The sequence below is a fragment of the Candidatus Mycobacterium wuenschmannii genome (assembly GCF_030252325.1).
GTDB lineage: Bacteria > Actinomycetota > Actinomycetes > Mycobacteriales > Mycobacteriaceae > Mycobacterium > Mycobacterium wuenschmannii.
Map to the genome: position 1 here is coordinate 1,463,883 of NZ_CP126981.1, position 22,557 is coordinate 1,486,439.

General features: G+C 69.0%; 21 protein-coding genes and 2 pseudogenes. 11 read left to right on the forward strand and 12 right to left on the reverse strand.

All coding sequences use genetic code 11. The features are described from left to right. Positions 1-2: 2 nt before the first annotated feature. From PT015_RS07085 to PT015_RS07095, 3 genes are all read right to left on the reverse strand, one after another. Entirely contained in the window at positions 3-761 is a 759-nt protein-coding gene (locus tag PT015_RS07085) for a hypothetical protein (RefSeq protein WP_390887948.1), read from the reverse strand. Between the two features lie 37 nt (positions 762-798). Next, positions 799-1,920 carry a peptidoglycan hydrolase RipC gene (gene ripC, locus PT015_RS07090; RefSeq protein ID WP_390887949.1) on the reverse strand — a complete coding sequence of 374 codons (1,122 nt, stop codon included), beginning with the start codon at positions 1,918-1,920 and terminating at the stop codon, positions 799-801. Between the two features lie 131 nt (positions 1,921-2,051). Beyond that, entirely contained in the window at positions 2,052-2,303 is a 252-nt protein-coding gene (locus PT015_RS07095; protein ID WP_285189847.1) for a hypothetical protein, read from the reverse strand. Between the two features lie 106 nt (positions 2,304-2,409). Here PT015_RS07095 and PT015_RS07100 point away from each other — a divergent pair. Then, positions 2,410-4,227 (forward strand): annotated as a pseudogene (locus PT015_RS07100) (DEDD exonuclease domain-containing protein); the annotation flags it as partial. On the opposite strand, the gene trpD reads toward PT015_RS07100, so the two are convergent. Next, a complete protein-coding gene (trpD, locus tag PT015_RS07105) occupies positions 4,165-5,241 on the reverse strand; it encodes an anthranilate phosphoribosyltransferase (protein WP_285189849.1) in 1,077 nt (358 codons plus the stop codon). The pseudogene PT015_RS07100 and the gene trpD overlap by 63 nt on opposite strands. 131 nt (positions 5,242-5,372) lie before the next feature. On the opposite strand from trpD, the gene ctaE reads away from it, so the two are divergent. The 4 genes from ctaE to qcrB are packed head-to-tail and all read left to right on the forward strand — an operon-like array spanning position 5,373 to position 9,722. Further along, positions 5,373-5,984: an aa3-type cytochrome oxidase subunit III gene (gene ctaE, locus PT015_RS07110; RefSeq protein ID WP_285189851.1), complete on the forward strand. Its 612-nt coding sequence runs from the start codon at positions 5,373-5,375 to the stop codon at positions 5,982-5,984. A gap of 29 nt (positions 5,985-6,013) precedes the next feature. Beyond that, a complete protein-coding gene (qcrC, locus tag PT015_RS07115) occupies positions 6,014-6,847 on the forward strand; it encodes a cytochrome bc1 complex diheme cytochrome c subunit (protein WP_390888004.1) in 834 nt (277 codons plus the stop codon). Continuing rightward, positions 6,844-8,022: a cytochrome bc1 complex Rieske iron-sulfur subunit gene (gene qcrA / locus PT015_RS07120; protein ID WP_285189855.1), complete on the forward strand. Its 1,179-nt coding sequence runs from the start codon at positions 6,844-6,846 to the stop codon at positions 8,020-8,022. Before qcrC ends, qcrA begins: the two co-directional genes overlap by 4 nt. Then, positions 8,019-9,722, forward strand: a complete 1,704-nt coding sequence (gene qcrB, locus PT015_RS07125; RefSeq protein ID WP_285189857.1) for a cytochrome bc1 complex cytochrome b subunit — start codon at positions 8,019-8,021, stop codon at positions 9,720-9,722. The genes qcrA and qcrB overlap by 4 nt, the downstream gene beginning before the upstream one ends. A gap of 86 nt (positions 9,723-9,808) precedes the next feature. Here qcrB and PT015_RS07130 read toward each other — a convergent pair whose 3' ends face one another. From PT015_RS07130 to ctaC, 4 genes and pseudogenes are all read right to left on the reverse strand, one after another. Next, positions 9,809-10,423: a DUF2561 family protein gene (locus PT015_RS07130; RefSeq protein WP_285189859.1), complete on the reverse strand. Its 615-nt coding sequence runs from the start codon at positions 10,421-10,423 to the stop codon at positions 9,809-9,811. Then, positions 10,423-11,321: pseudogene (locus tag PT015_RS07135) on the reverse strand (MmpS family transport accessory protein). The gene PT015_RS07130 and the pseudogene PT015_RS07135 overlap by 1 nt, the downstream one beginning before the upstream one ends. 197 nt (positions 11,322-11,518) lie before the next feature. Then, on the reverse strand, positions 11,519-11,938 hold the full coding sequence (locus tag PT015_RS07140; protein WP_285189860.1) for a cytochrome c oxidase subunit 4: 420 nt from the start codon (positions 11,936-11,938) through the stop codon (positions 11,519-11,521). Positions 11,939-11,947: 9 nt separating this feature from the next. Beyond that, positions 11,948-12,940, reverse strand: a complete 993-nt coding sequence (gene ctaC / locus PT015_RS07145) for an aa3-type cytochrome oxidase subunit II (RefSeq protein WP_285189862.1) — start codon at positions 12,938-12,940, stop codon at positions 11,948-11,950. 240 nt (positions 12,941-13,180) lie between these two features. Here ctaC and asnB point away from each other — a divergent pair, with 240 nt between their 5' ends. After that, positions 13,181-15,130, forward strand: coding sequence for an asparagine synthase (glutamine-hydrolyzing) (gene asnB / locus PT015_RS07150; protein ID WP_285189863.1), 1,950 nt, complete (start codon positions 13,181-13,183; stop codon positions 15,128-15,130). A 6-nt stretch (positions 15,131-15,136) separates the two neighbouring features. Here asnB and PT015_RS07155 read toward each other — a convergent pair whose 3' ends face one another. Then, positions 15,137-16,114: a carbohydrate kinase family protein gene (locus tag PT015_RS07155; RefSeq protein ID WP_285189865.1), complete on the reverse strand. Its 978-nt coding sequence runs from the start codon at positions 16,112-16,114 to the stop codon at positions 15,137-15,139. Between the two features lie 131 nt (positions 16,115-16,245). On the opposite strand from PT015_RS07155, the gene PT015_RS07160 reads away from it, so the two are divergent. Continuing rightward, positions 16,246-16,884 (forward strand): Rv0361 family membrane protein, encoded by a 639-nt coding sequence (locus PT015_RS07160; protein ID WP_285189866.1) that lies wholly within the window; start codon positions 16,246-16,248, stop codon positions 16,882-16,884. 4 nt (positions 16,885-16,888) lie between these two features. On the opposite strand, the gene PT015_RS07165 is transcribed toward PT015_RS07160, so the two are convergent. Together PT015_RS07165 and PT015_RS07170 are read right to left on the reverse strand one after the other, a co-directional pair. Continuing rightward, positions 16,889-17,245: a HesB/IscA family protein gene (locus PT015_RS07165; protein ID WP_285189867.1), complete on the reverse strand. Its 357-nt coding sequence runs from the start codon at positions 17,243-17,245 to the stop codon at positions 16,889-16,891. Positions 17,246-17,306: 61 nt separating this feature from the next. Next, positions 17,307-18,374 carry a glycerate kinase family protein gene (locus PT015_RS07170; RefSeq protein WP_390888005.1) on the reverse strand — a complete coding sequence of 356 codons (1,068 nt, stop codon included), beginning with the start codon at positions 18,372-18,374 and terminating at the stop codon, positions 17,307-17,309. A gap of 157 nt (positions 18,375-18,531) precedes the next feature. On the opposite strand from PT015_RS07170, the gene PT015_RS07175 reads away from it, so the two are divergent. The 4 genes from PT015_RS07175 to PT015_RS07190 are packed head-to-tail and all read left to right on the forward strand — an operon-like array spanning position 18,532 to position 21,444. After that, positions 18,532-19,137 (forward strand): DUF3043 domain-containing protein, encoded by a 606-nt coding sequence (locus PT015_RS07175; RefSeq protein ID WP_285190984.1) that lies wholly within the window; start codon positions 18,532-18,534, stop codon positions 19,135-19,137. After that, positions 19,137-19,676, forward strand: a complete 540-nt coding sequence (locus tag PT015_RS07180; protein WP_285189871.1) for a bifunctional adenosylcobinamide kinase/adenosylcobinamide-phosphate guanylyltransferase — start codon at positions 19,137-19,139, stop codon at positions 19,674-19,676. The genes PT015_RS07175 and PT015_RS07180 overlap by 1 nt, the downstream gene beginning before the upstream one ends. Then, positions 19,673-20,719 (forward strand): nicotinate-nucleotide--dimethylbenzimidazole phosphoribosyltransferase, encoded by a 1,047-nt coding sequence (gene cobT, locus PT015_RS07185; protein WP_285189873.1) that lies wholly within the window; start codon positions 19,673-19,675, stop codon positions 20,717-20,719. Before PT015_RS07180 ends, cobT begins: the two co-directional genes overlap by 4 nt. Then, positions 20,716-21,444: an adenosylcobinamide-GDP ribazoletransferase gene (locus PT015_RS07190; protein WP_285189874.1), complete on the forward strand. Its 729-nt coding sequence runs from the start codon at positions 20,716-20,718 to the stop codon at positions 21,442-21,444. Before cobT ends, PT015_RS07190 begins: the two co-directional genes overlap by 4 nt. 1 nt (position 21,445) lies before the next feature. Here the strand turns inward: PT015_RS07190 and PT015_RS07195 are convergent, their stop codons facing one another. After that, positions 21,446-22,552, reverse strand: coding sequence for a branched-chain amino acid aminotransferase (locus tag PT015_RS07195; RefSeq protein WP_285189875.1), 1,107 nt, complete (start codon positions 22,550-22,552; stop codon positions 21,446-21,448). Positions 22,553-22,557: the final 5 nt, after the last annotated feature.

Consider the following 22,557-nt stretch of genomic DNA (forward strand, 5'->3'; position numbering starts at 1 on the left):
GGCTAGCGGGTAAGCCAGCGCTGCCAGGCGGCGAGGATGTCTTCCGCCCCGAGCACGTCGCGCAGTGCCACCGGCAGGCTGGTGTGCCGGTGGCCACAGGCGGCGACGTAGAGCTTCCGCAGCGCGGGCGCGCCGCGGGTGTCGGCAACGAACAGCGCGAACAGCCAGGCCCGGTCGTAGGCCTGCGAGCGCCGCGGCCCCGGGTCGTCGAGGTCGGCGTCGGACGGCAGCGCGGTGGGCGGCGTGCCGTCGGGTGGCGGGGCGTGCGGGCGTGCGACGTAGTCGGCCACCCCCTCGGTCAGCCAGCGGGGTGCGTCGACCGCGGTGTCAGCCCGGGCGGCGTAGTGAAAAAGCTCGTGGGTCAACACAATTCGTAGCGAGCGTGTCGTCATGTCGGCGGCCCCGGGGGCGAAGACGATCCGCTGACCGCGCGCGGTCCGGGTGGCCGGGTCGACCCGGTCGGCGACGGCGATCGCGGCGATGTCGGCCCACTGAGCCGACGGCCCGCCACCGGCGCTCGCCTCGAACTGCTGCTGAGAGCCGGTCGCCACGATGTCGATGTCGCGCGGCCAGTCGGCCCCCCAGAACGTGTCGACGGCCTCGACGGCCGGGCCGAGGTCGGCGGTGATGCGCGTCAGTAGGGCCTGCTCGCGGGGTCCGCCGAGGTTGGTGACCCGCAGCGTGCGGTCGCCGACGGCGGTGCCGCGGATCGGCGGGGCGTCATGGCGCGGCCCGGTGGCCGCAAGGGAGCCGCCGACCAACTCGGCCAGCAGAACGGCCAGCAGCCAGCGGCCCGCCCTAGTAGCGGCGGGCGTCGTAGATCGGGCCGGAGGAGTTCATCGGGACCACCCGCACCGGCACACCGTAGGTGGACGAGTGGATCATCATGCCGTCGCCGATGTAGAGGCCCGCGTGGGAGGCGTCGGAGTAGAAAGTCAGCACGTCGCCGGGCTGCAGGTCGGACAGCGACACCGGTTGTCCTCCGTGCGCCAGCGCCTGGCTGGAGTGCGGCAGCGCGATGCCGGCCTGCTGGAACGCCCACATCACCAGGCCCGAACAGTCGAAGCCGCCGGGCGATGCGCCACCCCACGAGTAGGGGTCGCCGACCCGCGTCAGCGCGGCCTGGACCGCGATCTGGCCCTGGCCACTGCCCGGCCCGGCGCCCGGTCCGGGCGCACCCTGCCCACCACCCGGCGGCAACGCCTCCGGAGCTGGGGCCGCGGCGGCGGCCAGGGCGGCGGGCGGCGGAGGCGGCCCGGGAGCGGCCAGCGCGGTGCGGTCGTGGGGGCTGAGCGCCAGGTACTGCGACTTGACGATGCCGATCTGCAGCTGCAGGCGGCTCTGCTTGGACTGGAGGTTCGCGCGAACGGAGGCGGCCTGCTCGGCCGCGGTCTTAGCCTCGGCGGCGGACTTCGAGGACTCCTGCTCGGCCTTGGCGGCTTCCTCGCGGGTGGCGCGGTAGGTGGCCATCTGCGCCAGCATCGCGGTGGAGATCACCCGCGACACGGCCAGCTTGCCAATCAGCTGCTGCGGGGACTCGGCGGTCATGATCGCGTTCATGCCGTCGGTGCGGCCGCCCATGTACATCGCTGCGGCGAACTTGTCGACACCGGTCTGGAAGGTAGCCAGCCGCGTCTTGGCGGCGTCGGCCGCGGCGACGGCGTCCGTGTGCTTCGTGTCGGCGGTCTTCTGCGCGGCCAGCTTGTTGTTGAGGTCCAACTGGGCGCTGTGCATCGCCTCGGTGGTCTGCTCGGCCTGCCGGGACAGCTCGTTGAGCTTGGCCATGGCGTCGTTGGCCGGGTCGGCCGCCACGTCACTGGCGGTTACCGCAGACAGAGCCACGAGTCCGGCTAGCGCTCCGATGGACAAGCGCTGAGCGACGCGCAAAGAAACGCGTTCACCGCTGAGCCTTTTTCGCAAAACCTTGAATCCTTAAAACGCGTCGGCGCGACGGCCGGATCTGCTTTAGGTCTCAGATAGGTTACGAAACGGCTCCGGGGTTGTCCAACTGTCAGTTATTAAGAAAACAGCAAGATTTGGTGCTAACGCCGTTAGGCCACGCCCGGACGGTGCCGGTGAATGGGCACCAACCGCAGGCGCGGCGCCATCCCTGCCTCGGCAAGCACGTCGAGCGCAGCCCGCTCGTCCTCCAGCAAAGTTTCCGGTACCCCGAGTATCACGCTGACGACACAGTCGTGGCAGCCGGGACCGCGGACCGCGCAGTCGTCGCAGTCGATGACCACGGGTTCTGTCGACGCGGGCGGAGCCACCGCCGCCCAGTCAGGCTCGCTGTTGAGCGCCATCTTGGCTGCTCCTTTCTTTCATGTCCGGGACGCTAACCGCGGGCACCGACAAGTTTTCCGGCTCGCCGCCGGCACGGTGTCGGTGCGGGCGGTTAACGTCGCCGCCATGGGCGCGCCCACAGCAGAGCAACTTAGCCTCCCCGACCTGGACGCTGCTACCGAAATATCGCTGCGCGAAACGACTTTCGTCGTCGTCGACCTGGAGACCACTGGCGGCCGCATGAACGGCCGGGACGGCAAGGTGGCCGATGCCATCACCGAGATCGGCGCGGTGAAGGTCCGCGGCGGCGTCGTCCTCGGCGAGTTCGCCACCCTGGTCGATCCGCAGCGCAGCATCCCCCCGCAGATCGTCCAGCTGACCGGCATCACCACGGCGATGGTGTGCGATGCACCGACGATCGCCGGGGTGCTGCCGATGTTCCTGGAGTTCGCCCGGGGCGCAGTGCTGGTCGCGCACAACGCCCGTTTCGACATGGGCTTTCTGCGCGCCGCCGCCGATCGGTGCGGCATCCGGTGGGCGCGGCCGCAGACGCTGTGCACCGTGCAGTTGGCCCGCCGCGTCCTGACCCGCGAAGAGGCGCCCAGCGTGCGACTGGCGGCGCTGGCGCGGTTGTTCGCGGTGGCCAACGAGCCGACCCACCGCGCACTCGACGACGCGCGGGCCACAGTCGAGGTGCTGCACGCGTTGATCGAACGGGTCGGCAACCAGGGCGTGCACAGCTACGCCGAGCTGCGGTCCTATCTGCCGAATGTGCCTCCGGCGCAACGCCGTAAGCGGGTGTTCGCCGAGCGGCTTCCCCGCCGGCCCGGGATCTACCTGTTCCACGGCCCGTCCGACGAGGTGCTCTACGTCGGCACCGCAATCGACTTGCGGCGCAGGGTGAGTCAGTACTTCAACGGCTCGGATCAGCGGACCCGGATGAAGGAGATGGTCGCGCTGGCCACCCGGGTCGAGCATGTCGAGTGTGCACACGCGCTCGAGGCCGGCGTGCGGGAGTTGCGGATGCTCAGCGCGCATGCGCCGCCCTACAACCGGCGCTCGAAATTCCCGCAGCGCTGGTGGTGGGTGGTGTTGAGCGACGAGGCGTTCCCGCGCTTCTCGGTGGTGCGCACGCCGCGGCACGACCGGGCGATCGGCCCGTTCCGCTCGCGCGCCGACGCCGTCGACACCGCCGCTCTGCTGGCCCGTTTCACCGGCGTGCGCACCTGCACCCGGCGGCTGGCCCGAGCGGCGCTGCACGGGCCGGCCTGCCCGCTGCACGAGGTGTCGCCGTGCCCCGCCACCCGTGATGTCGACGCGACGCGGTACCGCCCGGTGGTGGACGCCGCCGCAGCGCTGGTCGACGGGCTGCAGAACTCGGCGCTGGCGGCGGCCGCCGCGCGGATCGCCGAGCTGGCCGGCCGCCAGCGTTACGAGAGCGCCGCCCGGTTGCGCGATCACACCGTCGACGCCGCGCAGGTGCTGTGGCGCGGTCAGCGACTGCGCGCGCTGGCCGCGGTGCCGGAGCTGGTGGCCGCCGCGCCCGACGGGCAGGGCGGCTGGCAGCTCGCCGTCGTCCGGCACGGGCAGCTCGCGGCGGCCGGCCTCGCGCGCCGCGGCGTGCCGCCGATGCCGGTTGTCGAGGCGATCACGGCCGGCGCGCAGGTGATCCTGCCGCAGGACGCGCCGCTGGGCGGTGCGCTGGTCGAGGAGACGGCGTTGATCGCGCGCTGGCTGGCGGGCGAGGGCGTGCGGGTCGTCCGGACGGCCGGCGAGCGGGGGTGGTGTTCGCCGTTGCACTCGGCGGGCCCGTGGGCCCAGTGGGCCGCGGCGGCCCGGTCGGCGCGGGTGGCGGCGGAACAGGCCGTCACCGAGTACGACTCAGAGCTGCTGACCGAACCGCACCCAACGCGCGAGCAGCTGTTCGGCCGCCCCGCTGTCGATCGCCTCGGCGGCGCGGCCGAGCCCGTCCTCCCACGCCGGCAGCCACTCGGCGCGGCTGGATAGCCCGGCATGAGCCACGATCGCGCCCGCCGCGTTCAGGATCACGGCATCGCGCATCGGGCCGGCCGTGCCGGCCAGCACCGAGCGCGCCGAGGCCGCGTTGGCCGTCGCGTCGCCGCCCTTGAGTTCGTCGATGTCGGCGCGTGCGAACCCGAATCCGGCGGGGTCGAACTTCAGCGTGTCCACCGTGCCCGCCTGCACGCGCCAGATGGTGCTGGTGGTGGTCGTCGTCAGCTCGTCGAGCCCATCGTCGCCGTGCACCACCAGCACGCTGGACTGCCGCGCGGCGAACACCCCGGCCATCACCTCGGCCAGGTCGGCGAACGCGCAGCCGATCAGCCCGGCGCGCGGCTGGCCCGGATTGGTAAGCGGCCCAAGCAGATTGAAGACGGTCGGCACACCGATCTCACGGCGGACCACCGACGCGTGCCGGTACGACGGGTGGAACTGCGGTGCGAAGCAGAACCCGATGCCGAGCTCGGTGACGCTGCGCGCGACCTGGTCGGGGCTGAGGTCGATGCGTACGCCGAGGGCTTCGAGGGTGTCGGCCCCGCCGGCCAGCGACGACGCCGCCCGGTTGCCGTGCTTGACCACCGGGATTCCGCTGGCCGCCACCACGATCGCCGCCATCGTGGACAGGTTGACCGTGCTGACGCCGTCACCGCCGGTACCGACCACATCGACCGCGTCGGTCCCGATCGTCTCGGTGGGCAGCCGACGGCCGTGCTGCAGCATCGTGTCGGCCAGCTCGCCGACCTCGGCCGACGTCGGCGCCTTCATCGTGATCGCGACGGCGAAGGCCGCCAGCTGCGCCGGCGTCGCCGCGCCGGACATGATCTGCTCCATCGCCCAGCCGGCCTGGCCGCGCGGCAGATCCCGCCCGGCGGTCAGGGATTCGAGGACGAGCGGCCATGAGAGCGACTGCTCAGAGGGCCCGGATGATGACGCCGCCACACCGAAAATCGTCCCACGGTGACCCGCCGGCAGGGACAACCGGGCGTGGACGCCGAATAGACGTGAATTTCGCACGCCAAATTGCGGCCCCGGGTAGAGACCGACAACTACAAAGCGTCATACTTGCGGATGTGACGAGTGCGGTAGGGACCTCGGGTACAGCAATCACGGCGCGAGTGCATTCGCTCAATCGCCCGAACATGGTCAGTGTTGGCACCATAGTGTGGCTTTCCAGCGAGCTGATGTTCTTTGCTGGGCTGTTCGCTTTTTACTTCACCGCGCGGGCCCAGGCCGCCGGCGTGTGGCCACCGAAGCCGACCGAGCTGAACCTGTACCAGGCGGTGCCGGTGACGCTGGTGCTGATCGCGTCGTCGTTCACCTGCCAGATGGGGGTGTTCGCGGCCGAACGCGGCGACGTGTTCGGGCTGCGCCGCTGGTACCTGCTCACCTTCGGGATGGGGTTGTTCTTCGTCCTCGGGCAGGCCTACGAATACCACCACCTGATGACCCACGGGACCACCATTCCGGGCAGCGCCTACGGCAGCGTGTTCTATCTGGCCACCGGATTCCACGGGCTACACGTCATCGGCGGTTTGATCGCGTTCATCTTCCTGTTGGCGCGCACCACCATGAGCAAGTTCACCCCAGCCCAGGCCACCGCGTCGATCGTCGTCTCCTACTACTGGCACTTCGTCGACATCGTCTGGATCGCGCTGTTCGCCACGATCTATTTCATCCGATGACCAGCAGCGGAAAGAACAGGAGTGCTCGGTTGAAGAAACTGGGGATGAACCGGTCGCTGAGTGACCGGGCGCGGCGCCGCCTGCGTCGCCGGTTGTCGGCCGGACTGCTGCTGGTGCTGGCCCTGGTGGTCGCCGGTGGACTCGCGGCCGTCTTGACCCCCAGCCCGCAGGTGGCGGTCGCCGACGAGTCGTCCTCGGCGCTGTTGCGCACGGGCAAGCAGCTTTTCGACACCTCGTGCGTGACCTGCCACGGCGCCAACCTGCAGGGCGTGCCGGACCGCGGGCCCAGCCTGATCGGCGTCGGCGAGGCCGCGATCTACTTCCAGGTCTCCAGCGGTCGGATGCCCGCGATGCGCGGCGAGGCGCAAGCCCAGCGCAAGCAGCCGATCTTCGACGAGGCGCAGGTCGACGCGCTCGGCGCCTACGTGCAGGCCAACGGCGGCGGACCGACCGTCGAGCGCAACGCCGACGGCAGCCTCGAAATGAAGTCGCTGCGCGGCGACGACCTGGGCCGCGGCGGTGACCTCTTCCGGCTCAACTGCGCGTCATGCCACAACTTCACGGGTAAGGGCGGCGCGCTGTCCTCCGGCAAGTTCGCGCCCCCGCTGGAACCGGCCAACGAGCAGCAGATCCTGTCCGCGATGCGCACCGGGCCGCAGAACATGCCTAAATTCTCCGACCGGCAACTCTCGTTTGACGCCAAGAAGGACATCATCGCCTACGTGAAGAACATGACCGAGACCCTGCCGCAGGGCGGTAGCGGCCTGGGCGGCTTCGGACCCGCGCCCGAGGGCATGGTGGCGTGGATCGTCGGGATGGTCGTGCTCATCGGCGCGGCGCTGTGGATTGGGGCGCGATCATGACGGATGAGCAGAAGAGCACTCGGCCCACCGAGGCCGAACTGAACGCGATGTCGCGGGAAGAACTCGTCGCGCTCGGCGGGCGCCTCGACGGTGTCGAAACCGTCTTCAAGGAGCCGCGCTGGCCGGTCGAGGGCACCAAGGCCGAGAAGCGCGCCGAGCGTCAGGTGGCCGTCTGGCTGCTGCTCGGCGGTTTGCTGGGCCTGGCCCTGCTGCTGGTCTTCCTGTTCTGGCCGTGGGAATACCAGCCGGAAGGGTCCGCGGGAAACCTGGCCTACTCGCTGGCGACTCCGTTGTACGGCTTGACCTTCGGTGGGTCGGTGCTGTGCATCGCGATCGGTGCGGTGCTGTTCCAGAAAAAGTTCATCCCCGAAGAGATTTCGATCCAGGACCGTCACTTCGGCGAGGCCGGGTCGGACGAGATCGACCGCAAGACGGCCGCCGCGAACCTGGACGACGCGTTCCAGGGTTCGACGCTGCGTCGGCGCAAGCTGATCGGGCTGTCGCTCGGTGCGGGCCTCGGCGCCTTCGGGTTGGGCACCCTCGTCGCGTTTGCCGGCGGGTTGATCAAGAACCCGTGGAAACCGGTGGTGCAGACCGCCGACGGCAAGAAAGCCGTGTTGTGGACCTCGGGCTGGACGCCTCGTTTCCACGGCGAGACGATCTTCCTGGCCCGCGCCACCGGTCAGGGCTCGGGATCGCCGTTCATCAAGATGCGTCCCGAGGACCTGGACGCAGGCGGCATGGAGACGGTCTTTCCGTGGCGCGAATCCGACGGCGACGGCACCACGGTGGAGTCGCACGAGAAGATGACCCTGATCTTGTCCGCCGTCCGCAATCCGGTGATGCTGATCCGCATCAAGTCCGCCGACCTGCCGAAGGTGGTCAAGCGCAAGGGCCAGGAGAGCTTCAACTTCGGTGAGCTGTTCGCTTACACGAAGGTGTGCTCGCACCTGGGCTGTCCCGCGTCGCTGTACGAGCAGCAGGATTATCGAATCCTGTGCCCGTGCCACCAGTCGCAGTTCGACGCCCTGCACTACGCGAAGCCGATTTTCGGCCCGGCCGCGCGTGCTCTGGCCCAACTACCCATAACAATCGACGCCGATGGGTATTTAGTAGCCAACGGCGACTTCATCGAGCCCGTCGGTCCGGCATTTTGGGAGCGCACCACAACATGAGTCCACAACTGAGACCACCGAAAGTCGCCGACGTGTTGGCCGGTCAGGGCAATGCCGTCGACTCGCGATACCACTTGGCGGCCGCGACGCGGCGCCAGCTCAACAAGGTCTTCCCCACGCACTGGTCTTTCCTGCTCGGTGAGATCGCCATGTACAGCTTCATCGTGCTGCTGCTCACCGGCGTGTACCTGACGCTGTTCTTCGACCCCTCGATGCAGGAAGTCACCTACAACGGCGTCTATCAGCCGCTGCGTGGTGTGGAGATGTCGAAGGCGTTCGCGTCGGCCCTCGACATCAGCTTCGAGGTTCGGGGCGGCCTGTTCGTCCGTCAGGTCCACCACTGGGCCGCGCTGCTGTTCGCCGCGTCGATCATGGTGCACCTGGCCCGGGTCTTCTTCACCGGCGCGTTCCGCCGACCCCGTGAGGCGAACTGGGTGATCGGCTCGCTGCTGCTGATCCTGGCCATGTTCGAGGGCTACTTCGGCTACTCGCTGCCCGACGACCTGCTGTCCGGCATCGGCCTGCGCGCGGCGCTCTCGTCGATCACCTTGGGTATGCCGGTGGTCGGCACCTGGTTGCACTGGGCGCTGTTCGGCGGCGACTTCCCCTGCGGTGGCGCCGGCAACGATTGCGCAACGGCGGGCTACATCGTGCCCCGGATGTACGGCCTCCACATCCTGCTGCTGCCGGGCATCATCCTGGCGCTGATCGGCCTACACCTCGCGTTCGTGTGGTTCCAGAAGCACACCCAGTTCCCCGGTCCCGGCCGGACCGAGAACAACGTCGTCGGCGTGCGCGTCATGCCGGTGTTCGCGGTCAAGTCGGGTGCTTTCTTCGCCTTCACCACCGGCATCCTCGGCCTGATGGGCGGCCTGCTGCAGATCAACCCGATCTGGAACTTGGGTCCCTACAAGCCTTCTCAGGTGTCGGCCGGTTCGCAACCGGACTTCTACATGATGTGGCCCGACGGGTTGGCCAGGCTCTGGCCGGCGTGGGAGTTCTACTTCTTCCACCACACCATCCCCGCGACGGTTGCGGTCGGGACGCTCATGTTGGGGATCTTCGCGCTGCTGATTGTCTATCCGTTCCTGGAGAAACGGTTCAGCGGTGACCGCGCCCACCACAACCTGTTGCAGCGGCCGCGGGACGTCCCCGTGCGGACCTCGATCGGCGCCATGGCCATCGCGTTCTACATGGTGTTGACGCTGTCGTCGATCAACGACATCATCGCGCTGAAGTTCGACATCTCGCTGAACGCGACGACCTGGATCGGCCGCATCGGCATGGTCGCGCTACCGCCGATCGTCTACTTCGTCACCTATCGGTGGTGCGTCGCGTTGCAGCGCAGCGACCGGGCCATCCTCGAGCACGGCATCGAGACCGGCATCATCAAGCGACTGCCGCACGGTGCCTACATCGAGCTGCACCAGCCGCTGGGCCCGGTCGACGACCACGGCCACCCCATCCCGCTGGAGTACCAGGGCGCCGCGCTACCGGTGAAGATGAACAAGCTCGGCTCCGGCGGCGCTCCGGGATCGGGCAGCTTCCTCTACGCCGATCCGCCGGCAGAGGCCGACGCGCTGACCGAGGCCGCCCACGCGTCGCACCAGCGCTCGCTGACCGCTCTGCGCGACCGCCAGGGTGGCAGCAACGGCAATGGTTCGACGAACGGCCACGGCTCCACCAACGGTCACCACTAGAACGACTTACAGCTGATCCCCGCTTCGGAAACGGAGCGGGGATCAGTCGTTTGTGGGGTCCGGCCGGGTGACCGGAGCGCAGATGATCAGCCGAGCAGATCGCGCAGGTGACGCACCTGCCGCCAGGGCACCAGCGGCATCGCCAGCGTGACGACACCAGCGATCGCGTAGCCGGTCCATGAGAACGCGTCGTGGCCGATCGCCATCGCGTACGTCGCCGTCGCGACCGCAAGCAGAGCCCCACCCATGGCGGCCATCAGCGAGGCCGTGCCACGCAACCAGAACCGGTCCAGCTCGGCATCCGCCAGCGCCGGCCGCTGGGTGGTGAGGCGCTCGGTGGCGCCGTGGTTCACCCCGGCCATCGGTCCGGACCGGATCGAACGGGCGCTCACCGTGCGGCTGGCCGGCCGGGCGACGGGTGCCTCCCGGCTGATCCGGCGCGCCCGCAACAGCATCGGGATCGCGGCCAGGATGACCAGCGCGGAGATTACGATGATCGCGTAGAGCACCGACGAGGTGTGCGGGTTGCCCTTGGCGGCGTGAAAGCCGCGACCCAGGTCCATGAGCGCGACCAACGCCGCGACGCTCATCCCCACCAGTGCCAGCCAGACGGCCGCGCAGCCGCCGACCAGGATGCGGTCGGAGGTGACGGCGTCGACCTTGCCCCGGCCGCCCCAAGCTTGCGTATACCGGTCGACCATCAGCAGTTGACCTGCGGCTGGTTGTTCTCGTTGGACGACAACACCGTTCCGTCGCCGGCGGTGACCTTGCAGTTGAGCTTGCTCAGCCGCAGCAGACTGGACGCCTCGATCGAGCCGACGTCGGAAGCCGAAATCGGAGTGAGCGTAATGGTCCACGGGATGTAGACGTTGGACAGCGTGCGCCGCATCCCCGACGCGTCGGTGTAGGTGATCGTGATCTGGTCGAACGGCGCCTTGGTGCCGGTCACCGAGTACGTGTACTGCTTGGGTCCGGCCGGCGCTGGGGCCGCGCCGGGGCCGGGGCGGGTGCCGGGGCGGGCGCGGGAGCGGGTGCCGGTTCCGGCGATGAAGCCGGAGGCGGTGGCGGCGGAGACTGCTCACTCGACGGCGGCGGTGGGGGCGCCGCCTCACTGGACGACGACGACGGCGGCGGCGCGGGTCGGGTCTTCGAGCTGGGGATCTCGTCCTGAATCGGCGGGATCGACGACGACGGCGTGCTGGGGGTGGCCAGCTTCGTGGTGTCGTTGCGCGCGAACAGCAATGACACGGAGACGACCAGAGCTATCGCCGAGACGATCGCGGCGACGCCGACGATCCACGGCCAGCGCGCGGTCTTCTCCTCCGCCTCGTGCGGCGCCGCGTCGTCGTAGTGGTCGTAGTCGTAGAGGTCGAGGTTGGCCGGCACATACGGCCCGCTGCTGATGTGCTCGGACTCCGGCGCCGAGTAGGCCCGCGAGTAGACGTCGGTCTGGCCGGTCTCGCTGCCCGGCTCGGACTCCCCCGCCGAGCCCGCACCGAAATCGCCGTCGCCACCGTCGAATTCGCCGCCCTCGTGGCTGGCTTCGACGCCGGGCTCCAGCTCTTCGGACTCCGGTCCAGGTGGATTCGGCCCGCTCATGATCGTCTGTCCTGTTCGACTACTGCATCGGTCGTCACGGCACCGCGGTGCTGTCTTCGGGTGCGCACTCCGATGTTCCTCAATGTGCCTCGGAAAACCCTACCCAACCCGATCCCGTACGACATTCCGGGCGACCTGGTCGCCGATCAACTGATGCCCGGATTGTGACCTAACCGCCACAGCCGTCAGGTGCGTCCCTAGTGCTTCTCGGGGCCCACGTAGTACTCGAAGACCAGACCGGCCGCTGAGCTCAGGATGAAGACCACGCCGGCGCCGATCAGCCAGGGCAGCCACAGGGCGATGCCGACTGCCGCCACCGAACCGGACAGCGCGATCAGGATCGGCCACCAGCTGTGCGGGCTGAAGAAGCCCAGTTCGCCTGCTCCGTCGCTGATCTCGGCGCCCTCGTAGTCCTCGGGGCGGGTGTCGAGCCGCCGGGCGACGAAGCGGAAGAAGGTCGCGATGATCAGCGCCAGTCCGCTGGTCAGGGCCAACGCGGTGGTTCCGGCCCACTCGATGCCGCCGGTGGCGAACACGCTGGTCAGTACCCCGTAGAGCACCGTGCAGAAGATGAAGAACGCGGCGATGAACTCGAACAACCGGGCTTCGATGTGCATGGGCTATCCCTACTTACTCGCCTGCGGCGCCATCTCGCCGCGACGGGTGTCGAACGGGTGGGTGGTGACGGCGACCGGAGACTGCGCGATGGCCTGCAACGCCTGGGCGTTGGTCTTCCCGGCGATCCGCTGCTGCAGGTAGGCCTTGAAGTCGTTGGGCTGAACCACCCGGACCTCGAAGTTCATCATCGAGTGATAGGTGCCGCACATTTCGGTACAGCGACCGACGAACGCGCCGGTCCGCTCGATCTTCTCGACCTGGAAGCGGTTGACCGAGTGGTTGGCCGCCGGATCGGGCATCACGTCGCGCTTGAACAGGAACTCCGGCACCCAGAAGCCGTGGATCACGTCGGCCGAGGCCAATTCGAATTCGATCCGCTTGCCGGCGGGCAGCACCAGGACCGGAATCTCGGTGCTGGTTCCGATCGTCTCGACCTTGTCGAAGTTGAGGTAGGTGCGGTCCTCGGTGTTCAGCCCGCGAACAGGACCGACCAGCTCTTCGCCGTGTTTGTCCTTGCCCTCGGGCTTGGAAACCATCGCGGCCTTCTTCGCCGCGTCGGCGCCGTCGTACTTGAACGTGCCGTCCTTGAAGTCGATCGACTGGTAGCCGAACTTCCAGTTCCACTGGAAGGAGGTGACGTCGATCCGGACTTCAGGATTGGGGTCGAGGTGCAGCATCTTCTCCTGCACCACCACGGTGAAGTAGAAGAGCACCGAAATGATCAGGAACGGTGTGACGGTGAGCACCAGCTCCAGCGGCATGTTGTAGCCGAACTGGCGGGGCAGCTCGGTGTCGGTGGCCTTCTTGCGGTGGAAAATCGTCGCCCAGAACATCAACGCGAAGACGACGCCGCCGACCACCAGCGCCGCGATCACGGAACCGATCCACAGCTGCCGGTTCCAGGCGCCTTCCTCGGTGATGCCGTTCGGCCAGCCCAACGCCAGGGCGTGGGACCAACTGCAGCCGCTGAGGCTGACCGCCAACAGGCCGAGCAGGCCCATCACGGCAGGCCGGCGAAGCCGACGGGACGAACAACCTGGCCCGCGAGATGTCACGGTCGCGCCTCCCTGAATCACAAGCTGGATCGACGTCGAACGTCCCCGACCATTGGGGACTGTCGGCTGACTCGCGCGTCGAATACTACGCAGCGTAGACCACGCACGCAGCGGACCCGTGTGCAGGCCCGCCGCTTTTTATGCGGCATCTCTGAGCGGTCGGCGCTTGCGGCATACTGATTCGCGATGTGTGGACTGCTGGCCTTTGTGGCTGCCCCGGCCGGCGCCGAGCCCGGCACCGACGCGCACGCCGCGGCCGAGGCCATCGCGCAGGCAGCGCACCTGATGCGGCACCGCGGACCGGACGAGCCGGGCACCTGGCACGACCCCGCCGGAACCGTCGTATTCGGCTTCAACCGCCTGTCGATCATCGACATCGCGCACTCGCATCAGCCGCTGCGCTGGGGCCCACCGGACAGCCCCGACCGCTACGAGTTGGTGTTCAACGGCGAGATCTACAACTACCTGGAATTGCGCGCCGAACTCGCCGAGCAGCACGGGGCCGTGTTCGCCACCGACGGCGACGGCGAAGCCGTCGTCGCGGCCTACCACTACTGGGGCGCCGACGCCCTGCCGCGACTGCGGGGCATGTTCGCCTTCGCGCTGTGGGACACCGCCACCGGCGAATTATTCTGTGCGCGCGACCCTTTCGGCATCAAGCCGCTGTTCGTGGCGACCGGCACTGGCGGCACCGCGGTGGCCAGCGAGAAGAAATGCCTGCTGGACCTGGCCGACCTGGTGGGCTTCGACACCAGCATCGATGAGCGCGCCGTCCAGCACTACACGGTGCTGCAATACGTGCCCGAACCCGAGACGCTGCATCGGGGCGTGCGCCGCTTGGAATCGGGCTGCTACGCCCGGATCCGACCCGGCCAGGCGCCGGTGACCACCCGTTACTTCGCCCCGCGATTCGCCTCGGTGCCCTTCACCAAGGGGTCCGAGCAGGCCCGATACGACGAGATCACCGCGGTTCTGGAGGACTCGGTCGCCAAGCACATGCGGGCGGACGTCACCGTCGGCGCGTTCCTGTCCGGAGGCATCGACTCCACGGCGATCGCGGCGCTGGCGATCCGGCACAACCCGCGCCTGATCACCTTCACCACCGGCTTCGAGCGCGAGGGTTTTTCCGAGGTCGACGTCGCGGTGGCGTCGGCCGAGGCGATCGGCGCCCGGCACATCGCCAAGGTGGTCTCCCCCGACGAGTTCGTCGGGGCGCTGCCCGAAATCGTCTGGTATCTCGACGAACCGGTGGCCGACCCGGCGCTGGTTCCGTTGTTCTTCGTGGCCCGAGAAGCGCGCAAGCACGTCAAGGTGGTGCTGTCCGGCGAAGGCGCCGACGAGTTGTTCGGCGGGTACACGATCTACCGGGAACCGTTGTCGCTCAAGCCTTTCGACTATCTTCCCCGCCCGCTCCGGCGGTCGATGGGCAGGGTGTCCAAGCCGCTGCCGGAGGGCATGCGCGGCAAGAGCCTGCTGCACCGCGGATCGCTGACGCTCGAGGAGCGCTATTACGGCAACGCCCGCAGCTTCTCCGATGCGCAACTGCGCGACGTGCTGGCCGGTTTTCGGCCGGAGTGGACGCACACCGACATCACGGCATCGGTGTACGCCGATTCGGCCGACTGGGACCCGGTCGCGCGGATGCAGCACATCGACCTGTTCACTTGGCTGCGCGGCGACATCCTGGTCAAGGCCGACAAGATGACCATGGCCAACTCGCTGGAACTGCGGGTGCCGTTCCTGGATCCCGAGGTGTTCGCCGTCGCGTCCCGGCTGCCGGTGGACGCCAAGATCACTCGCACCACCACGAAGTACGCGCTGCGCCGGGCGTTGGAGCCGATCGTCCCGCCGCATGTGCTGAACCGCCCGAAACTCGGCTTCCCGGTGCCGATCCGGCACTGGCTGCGGGCCGGCCCGCTACTGGAGTGGGCGCACGAGACCGTCGACGCGTCGGGCACCGACCATCTGATCGACCGCGCGGCCGTGCTCCGGATGCTCGATGAACACCGCACTGGCACAACCGATCACAGCCGTCGACTGTGGACCGTGCTGATCTTCATGCTGTGGCACGCGATCTTCGTCGAGCACCGGGTGGTGCCGCAGATCAGCGAGCCGGTGTACCCCGTCGAGCTGTAGCGCTCGCTACTTCAGGATGGCCGAGATCTCGTTCGCGGCGTCGTCGCCGTAGGCCTTGGCCAGCCGGGTCTTGGCGGCCGCCGCGTCCCACTTCCACTCCTGGGTGCCGGTCGACTCGAGCACCAGCACGGCAACCAACGAACCCAGCTGCGCAGAGCGCTCCAGGCTCAGGCCCGCGCTGCGACCCGTCAGGAAGCCGGCGCGGAACACGTCGCCGCCGCCGGTCGGGTCGACCGGGTTGGCGTCGGGGATGACGTCGACGTGCAGCGTGCCGCCATCCTTGTCGACGATGTCGACGCCCTTGGCGCCCAGCGTGGTCACCCGCAGGCCGACCTTCTTGGCCACGTCGGCCTCGGTCCAGCCGGTCTTGGACTGCAGCAGTTCCCATTCGTAGTCATTGGTGAACAGGTACTCGGCTCCGTCGACGAGCTTGTCGATCTCCTCGCCGGACAGCCGCGGCAGCTGCTGCGACGGGTCGGCGGCGAACGGCAGGCCGAGCGAGCGGCATTCGTCGGTGTGCACGACCATCGCGGCCGGGTCGTTGGCGCCGATGATCACCAGGTCCGGCTTGCCGAGCGACGACACCAGGTCGGCGAGTTTGATGTTGCTGGCTTCGGACATCGCGCCCGGGTAGAACGAGGCGATCTGCGCCATGTCCTCGTCGGTGGTGCAGACGAATCGCGCGGTGTGAGCGGATTTCGAGATCAGCACGTGGTCGGTGTTCACACCGTGCGACTGCAGCCACTTGCCGTAGTCGCCGACGAAATCGTCGCCGGCGGCGCCGACCAGGGCCACGTCGCCGCCCAGCACGCCGATCGCGAAGGCGATGTTTCCGGCGACGCCTCCCCGGTGGATCACCAGGTCGTCGACCAGGAAGCTCAGCGACACCTTCTCCAGGTGTTCGGCCAGCAGGTGTTCGGAGAACTTGCCCGGGAACCGCATCAAATTGTCAGTGGCAATAGAACCGGTTACCGCGATCGTCACGAAAATCCCACCCCTTCAAAGTCCAAAATTCGGCTAGCTGAGCGTACCTGGGGCTATGGTCGCCTCTGCACCGTGGGCCGACGCCCGCTAGCCTCCGTAGGACAACCTCCGCCGTCAGAGGAGAGCCCGTTATGCCCGGCCCGTACTCTTCGGACCGCCGCGCGGGCTCCGATGGACCGCCGTTTTCCGACAGCCATCCGAGCGAGCCGATTCCCGCGCCGCCGGCCTTCGCGCCGCCGCCCGCCGCGCTCTACCCGGGCCCACCGCCACTGCCCTACCCGAAGCCCCGGCGGCGATGGCTGCTCGTCGGGTTGCTGGTGGTGCTGCTGGTGATCGCCGTGGCCACCGCGGGCGTTCTCTACGCCTCGCACCGACCGCCGGCGGCACCGTCGGCGGCGTTCTCCGAGGCGACGGCGAAGACGGCGATTCAGGGCTACCTGGACGCGTTGGAGAACCGAGACGTCGAGACGGTCGCCCGGCACTCCCTGTGCGGCATCTACGACGCGGTCCGCGACCGCAGATCCGATCAGGCCGTCGCCAAACTCAGCAGTGACGCGTTCCGCAAGCAGTTCTCCGAGGCCAAGGTGTCGTCGATCGACAAGATCGTCTACTGGTCGGACTATCAGGCCCAGGTGCTGTTCAGCATGCGGGTGCAGCCGTCGACCGGCAGTAGCGCCCGCAGCGAGGTGCAGGGCATAGCGCAGCTACTGAGCCAGCACGGCCAGATACTGGTGTGCTCCTACGTGCTGCACAGCGCGGGTATGTACTGAGACGTCAGTTGAACGAGTCGCCGCAGGCGCACGAGCCGGTGGCGTTCGGGTTGTCGATCGTGAAGCCCTGCTTCTCGATGGTGTCGACGAAGTCGATCGAGGCGCCCTGGACGTACGGCGCGCTCATCCGGTCGACGGTCAGCGTCACGCCGCCGAAATCGGCGGTGAGGTCGCCATCGAGCGCCCGGTCGTCGAAGAACAAGTTGTAGCGCAGGCCGGCGCATCCCCCGGGCTGGACCGCGATCCGCAGCGACAGGTCGTCGCGCCCTTCCTGGTCCAGCAGTGACTTGGCCTTGGTGGCGGCGGCGTCGGTCAGGATCACACCATGGGTGGTGGCGGTTGACTCGTCCTGAACAGTCATTGCTTCTCCCTGTAAGTCCTCGTATTCGGATGGGTGCGCTCTCGCGTCGCAACCCACCTCCTCAAAGGTACCTTGTCGCGCCGCTATTCCCGAGCCTTGCCGCGACGTCGGAGGCCAGTCCCATCAGCTGGTTGGCGGCGTCGGCCTGGGCCAGCCGCACCGATCCGGCGTGATCGGAAACACCCGCGGCGCCCAGAATGCCGGCGGCCTGGAACGTCGCCTCGTCCAACTCGACCTGCCCGGCCAGCACGACGACCGGCACCGGCGACGACCGCGCCAAGGCGCCGACCACCTTGCCGCGCAGGGACTGCTCGTCGAACTTGCCCTCCCCCGTGATCACCAGGTCGACCGCGGCCAGGTCCGCGGCCAGGCCGGTGTGCGCGGCGATGATCGACGCGCCCGACTCGCAGCGGCCGCCCAGCGTGAGCAGCGCCGCGCCGATCCCACCGGCCGCCCCGGCACCCTTTTCGATGCTGATCGGCCGCCCGGCGGCGGCGTCCAGTTCGGCGGCCCACCGCTCGAGACCCTCGTCGAGCGCGGCCACCGTTGCGGCGTCCGCGCCCTTCTGCGGCCCGAACACCCGGGCCGCGCCCCACGGGCCCAACAGCGGGTGCTCCACGTCGCAGGCGGCGATCAGCTCGACTCCGTCGAGAAGTTGACGTGCCGCCGGCAGGCCGCCGAGCGCGTCGATTAGGCCGCGACCGCCGTCGGTGCAGGCCGAGCCGCCCAGCCCGACGACGATGCGGGCCGCGCCCGCTTCCAGCGCGGCAGCGATGAGCTGGCCGACACCGCGGCTGTGCGCCGCGAGCGCGGTCTGCGGCGTCGCTGGCCCGCCGAGCAGGTCCAGGCCGCAGGCCTGCGCAACCTCCAGGTAGGCGGTCCGCGACGCGGGGTCCAGCACCCACTCGGCGGAGACGTCGTCGGCAAGCGGGCCGCGCACTCGGGTCTGGCGGCGCTCCCCGAGCCGGCCGGCCAGGACGTCGACGAAGCCCGGCCCGCCATCGGACTGTGGCGCGACGATGATCCGGTCGCCGGGACGCACCCGGTTCCACCCTGCCGCGATCGCCGCGGCGGCCTGCACCGCCGTCAGCGTGTCACCGAAGCTGTCCGGGGCGATCAGCAGCCGCAGGGCCGGCGCGGGGTGTGCCGGCCCGGTCATGCCAGCAACAGTAAGGCCTGGGCCAGGCCCCACCGTTTTCCTGACCGCCCCGCCGCGAAGTAACCTGGCGGGCGTGAAGCTGCTGGGTCGTAACAAGGACGAGGACCGTGGCGAGGTCTCGCCGACGGTGGAAGCCGTCGACCCGCCCGCGGCCCGCACGTCGCAGACCACCGCGCCCAAGGGCCGGCCCACGCCACGGCGCGACGCCGGGCGTAAGGGTCCGGTAGCGCCGGCGCCGATGACCTCATCGGAGGCCCGGGCTCGGCGTAAGTCACTGGCCGGCCCCAAACTCAGCCGCCGGGAACGCAAAGAGCAGAGCACCGTGCGCCGTGCCGCCATGAACGAGCGCCGCGAACGGATGATGAACGGTGACGAGCGCTATCTGCTCTCCCGCGACCAGGGACCCGTGCGGCGCTACATTCGCGACATCGTCGACTCGCGGCGCAATGTGCTGGGCCTGTTCATGCCTTCGGCGCTCGGGCTGATGTTTTTCATGTTCGCCGTTCCCCAGCTCCAGTTCTGGGTTTCTCCCGCGATGCTGGTCCTGATGACCGTGATGGCGCTGGACGGAATCATTCTGGGCCGCAAGGTGTCCCGGCTGGTCGACGAGAAGTTCCCGGAAGACACCGAAAGCCGTTGGAAGCTCGGCCTCTACGCGACCAGCCGGGCCTCGCAGCTGCGCCGGATGCGGGCGCCGCGACCCCAGGTCAAGCACGGCGCCACCGTCGACTAGTGCGAACCCTGGTGCTGGGCGGAATCAGGTCAGGAAAATCGCGGTGGGCCGAAGCCGCCATCGTCGAATCGCTGGACGCGGGCCGGCCCGTGCACTACGTGGCCACCGGTCTCGCGACCGACTCGTCGGACGGGTCCTGGCGGGACCGGGTGGCCGCTCATCGCGAGCGGCGACCGTCACACTGGTCGACGATCGAAACCGGTGACGTGACAGACCAATTGACGCGTTCGCCGGATACCGCGACGCTGATCGACGACATCGGCGGCTGGCTGACGGCGGTGCTGGACCGCCGCCAGGCCTGGGAGGGCGGGTCGATCTCGGCCGATGTCGACGAATTGACCACGGCCGTAGCGGATTTCACCGCACCGCTGGTGCTGGTCAGCCCGGAGGTGGGGCTCACCGTCCATCCCGCGACCGCATCAGGCCGCCGGTTCGCCGACGAATTGGGCACCCTCAACCAGCGACTCGGGGCGCTCTGCGAGCGGGTGGTTCTGGTCGTCGCCGGCCAGCCACTGCCGATCAAGAACCCCGGAGCATGACGATGTTCGCACCGGTGGCTCCGCCCGACACCGCCGCGGCCGCGGCCGCGCGCGCCCGCCAGGACACGCTGACCAAACCGCGCGGCGCACTGGGCCGACTGGAGGACCTGTCGATCTGGGTGTCCTCCTGCCAAGGGCAGTGCCCGCCAGCGCAATTCGAGCGCCCCAGGATCGTGGTGTTCGCCGGCGATCACGGCGTCGCGGCGTCCGGGGTGTCGGCCTATCCCCCCGAGGTCACCGCGCAGATGGTCGCCAATATCGATGCCGGCGGCGCGGCCATCAACGTGCTGGCCGACATCGCCGGGGCAGGCGTGCGGGTCGTCGACGTTGCGGTGGACGCCGAGCCGTTGACGCCCCAGATCGGCGCGTTCAAGGTCCGCCGCGGCAGCGGCGACATCAGCGTGCAGGACGCCCTCACCGAACGAGAGGCCCGAGACGCGATCGACGCCGGCCGCCAGATCGCCGATCAGGAGGTCGACGCCGGCGCCGACCTCCTGATCGCCGGCGACATGGGCATCGGAAACACCACGGCGGCAACGGTTCTGGTGGCAGCGCTGACGGGTGTCGAACCCGTCGCCGCGGTCGGCTACGGGACCGGGATCGACGACGCCGGCTGGGCCCGTAAGACCGCGGCCGTTCGCGACGCCCTGTTTCGGGCCGAGCATGTGCTGGCCAACCCGGTTGCGACGTTGCAGTGTTGCGGCGGAGCCGATCTGGCGGCCATCGCCGGGTTCTGCGCGCAGGCCGCGGTGCGGCGCACACCCGTGCTGCTGGACGGCATGGTGGTAACCGCTGCCGCGTTGATCGCCGAGCAGCTGGCGCCGGGCGCGCGGCTGTGGTGGCAGGCCGGCCATCGCTCCACCGAACCCGCGCATACGCTCGCGCTGGCGCAACTCGGCCTGGACCCGATCGTCGACCTGAAGATGCGATTGGGCGAAGGCACTGGCGCCGCGGTCGCAGTGCCGGTGCTGCGGGCGGCGGTGGCCACCTTGGCGTCGATGGCCACCTTCGACGCCGCCAACGTCACCGACCGCCTGCCGTGATCCGTTCGCTGGCAGCGGCTTTCGCGTTCGAAACGGTCGCGCCGATGCCCGGCCATCACCCGTTCGGCCGCGGCGCGATGACGGCGCTACCGGTGGTCGGCGTGGCACTCGGCGGGCTTGCCGCCGCCGTCGCGGCGGCCGGCTGGTGGGCGTTCGGTGCGGGCAGTCCGTTGGCCGGCCTGCTCGCGGTGGCCGTGCTGTTGATCGCGACCCGCGGCCTGCATATCGACGGGCTCGCCGACACCGCCGACGGCCTGGGCTGTTACGGACCACCCGAACGCGCACTGCAGGTGATGCGCGACGGGTCGACGGGTCCGTTCGGCGTCGCCGCCATCGTGGTCGTGATCGCCGTTCAGGGACTGGCGTTTTCGGCGCTCCGCCCGGCCGAGATCGCAGTCGCGGTGACGGCGGGCCGGTCCGCGGCGGTGCTGGCCTGCCGCCGCGGACTGCCCGCCGCGTCGGGTAGCGCGCTCGGTGCCGGTGTGGTCGGCGGCCAGCCGACGGTGGTGGCCGGGGCGTGGATTGTCGCGTTGCTGGCCGCGTCGGCGGTGGCGGGCCGCCAGCTATGGCACGGTCCGGCGGCGGTGCTGGTGGCCGTCCTCGCGTCGGTGCTGCTGGTCCGGCACTGCGTGCGCCGGTTCGGCGGCGTCAACGGCGACGTGCTGGGCGCCGCAATCGAACTGACGACGATGCTGGCCGCGGTGCTGCTGGCGGTGCGGGCCTGAATCAGCCGAGCTTCGACATCCAGCCGTGGGTGTCGGCGAAGGTCCCGCGCTGGATGCCGGTGAGCGTGTCGCGCAGGGCCATGGTCACTTCGCCGGATTCGCCGTCGCCGATGGTGAATTCCTCATCGCCGTACTTCACATGCGACACCGGGGTGATGACCGCGGCGGTGCCGCAGGCGAACACCTCGGTGATCTCACCCTCGGCGGCCTTCTTCTGCCACTCTTCCATATCGATCTTGCGTTCCTCGATGGCAAACCCCGCGTCGGTTGCCAACTGCAGCAACGAGTCTCGCGTGATGCCGGGCAGTAGGGAACCGGACAGCTCTGGGGTGACCAACCGCGCCGAGCCGCCACTGCCGAACACGAAGAACAGGTTCATCCCGCCCATCTCTTCGATGTAGCGGCGCTCGACGGCGTCGAGCCAGACCACCTGCTCGCAGCCCTTGTCGGCGGCCTCGGCCTGGGCCACCAGCGACGCGGCGTAGTTGCCGCCGAACTTCGCCGCCCCGGTACCGCCCGGGCTGGCGCGCACGTAATCCGTTGACACCCAAACGGTTACCGGCTTGATCCCGTTTTTGAAGTACGCGCCCGCCGGCGAGCCGATCACCAGGTAGCGGTACTGCTTAGCGGGGCGGACACCCAGGCCGGGTTCGGTGGCGAACACGAACGGGCGCAGGTACAGCGACTCCTCGCCGCCGGCCGGCGGCACCCAGTCGTTGTCGACGGCGATCAGTTGGCGCAGCGACTCCAGGAACAGCTCGTCGGGCAGTTCGGGAATCGCGATGCGCTGCGCCGAGGAGCGCAACCGCGCGGCGTTCGCCTCGGCGCGGAAGGACACGATCGAGCCGTCGGCCCAACGGTAGGCCTTGAGCCCCTCGAAAATTTCCTGTGCATAGTGCAAGACGATCGCCGACGGGTCCAGTTCGATCGGGCCGTACCCGGTGACTCGAGCGTCATGCCAGCCCCGGTCCTCGTCGTAGTCGATCGAGACCATGTGGTCGGTGTGGTGCTTGCCGAATCCGGGGTCGGCGAGGATCGCACGCCGGGCGTCGTCGGTGGCCGGGTTGGCGGCGGGCGACACCGTGAACTCGAGCACTCCGCTGGTCATCACGC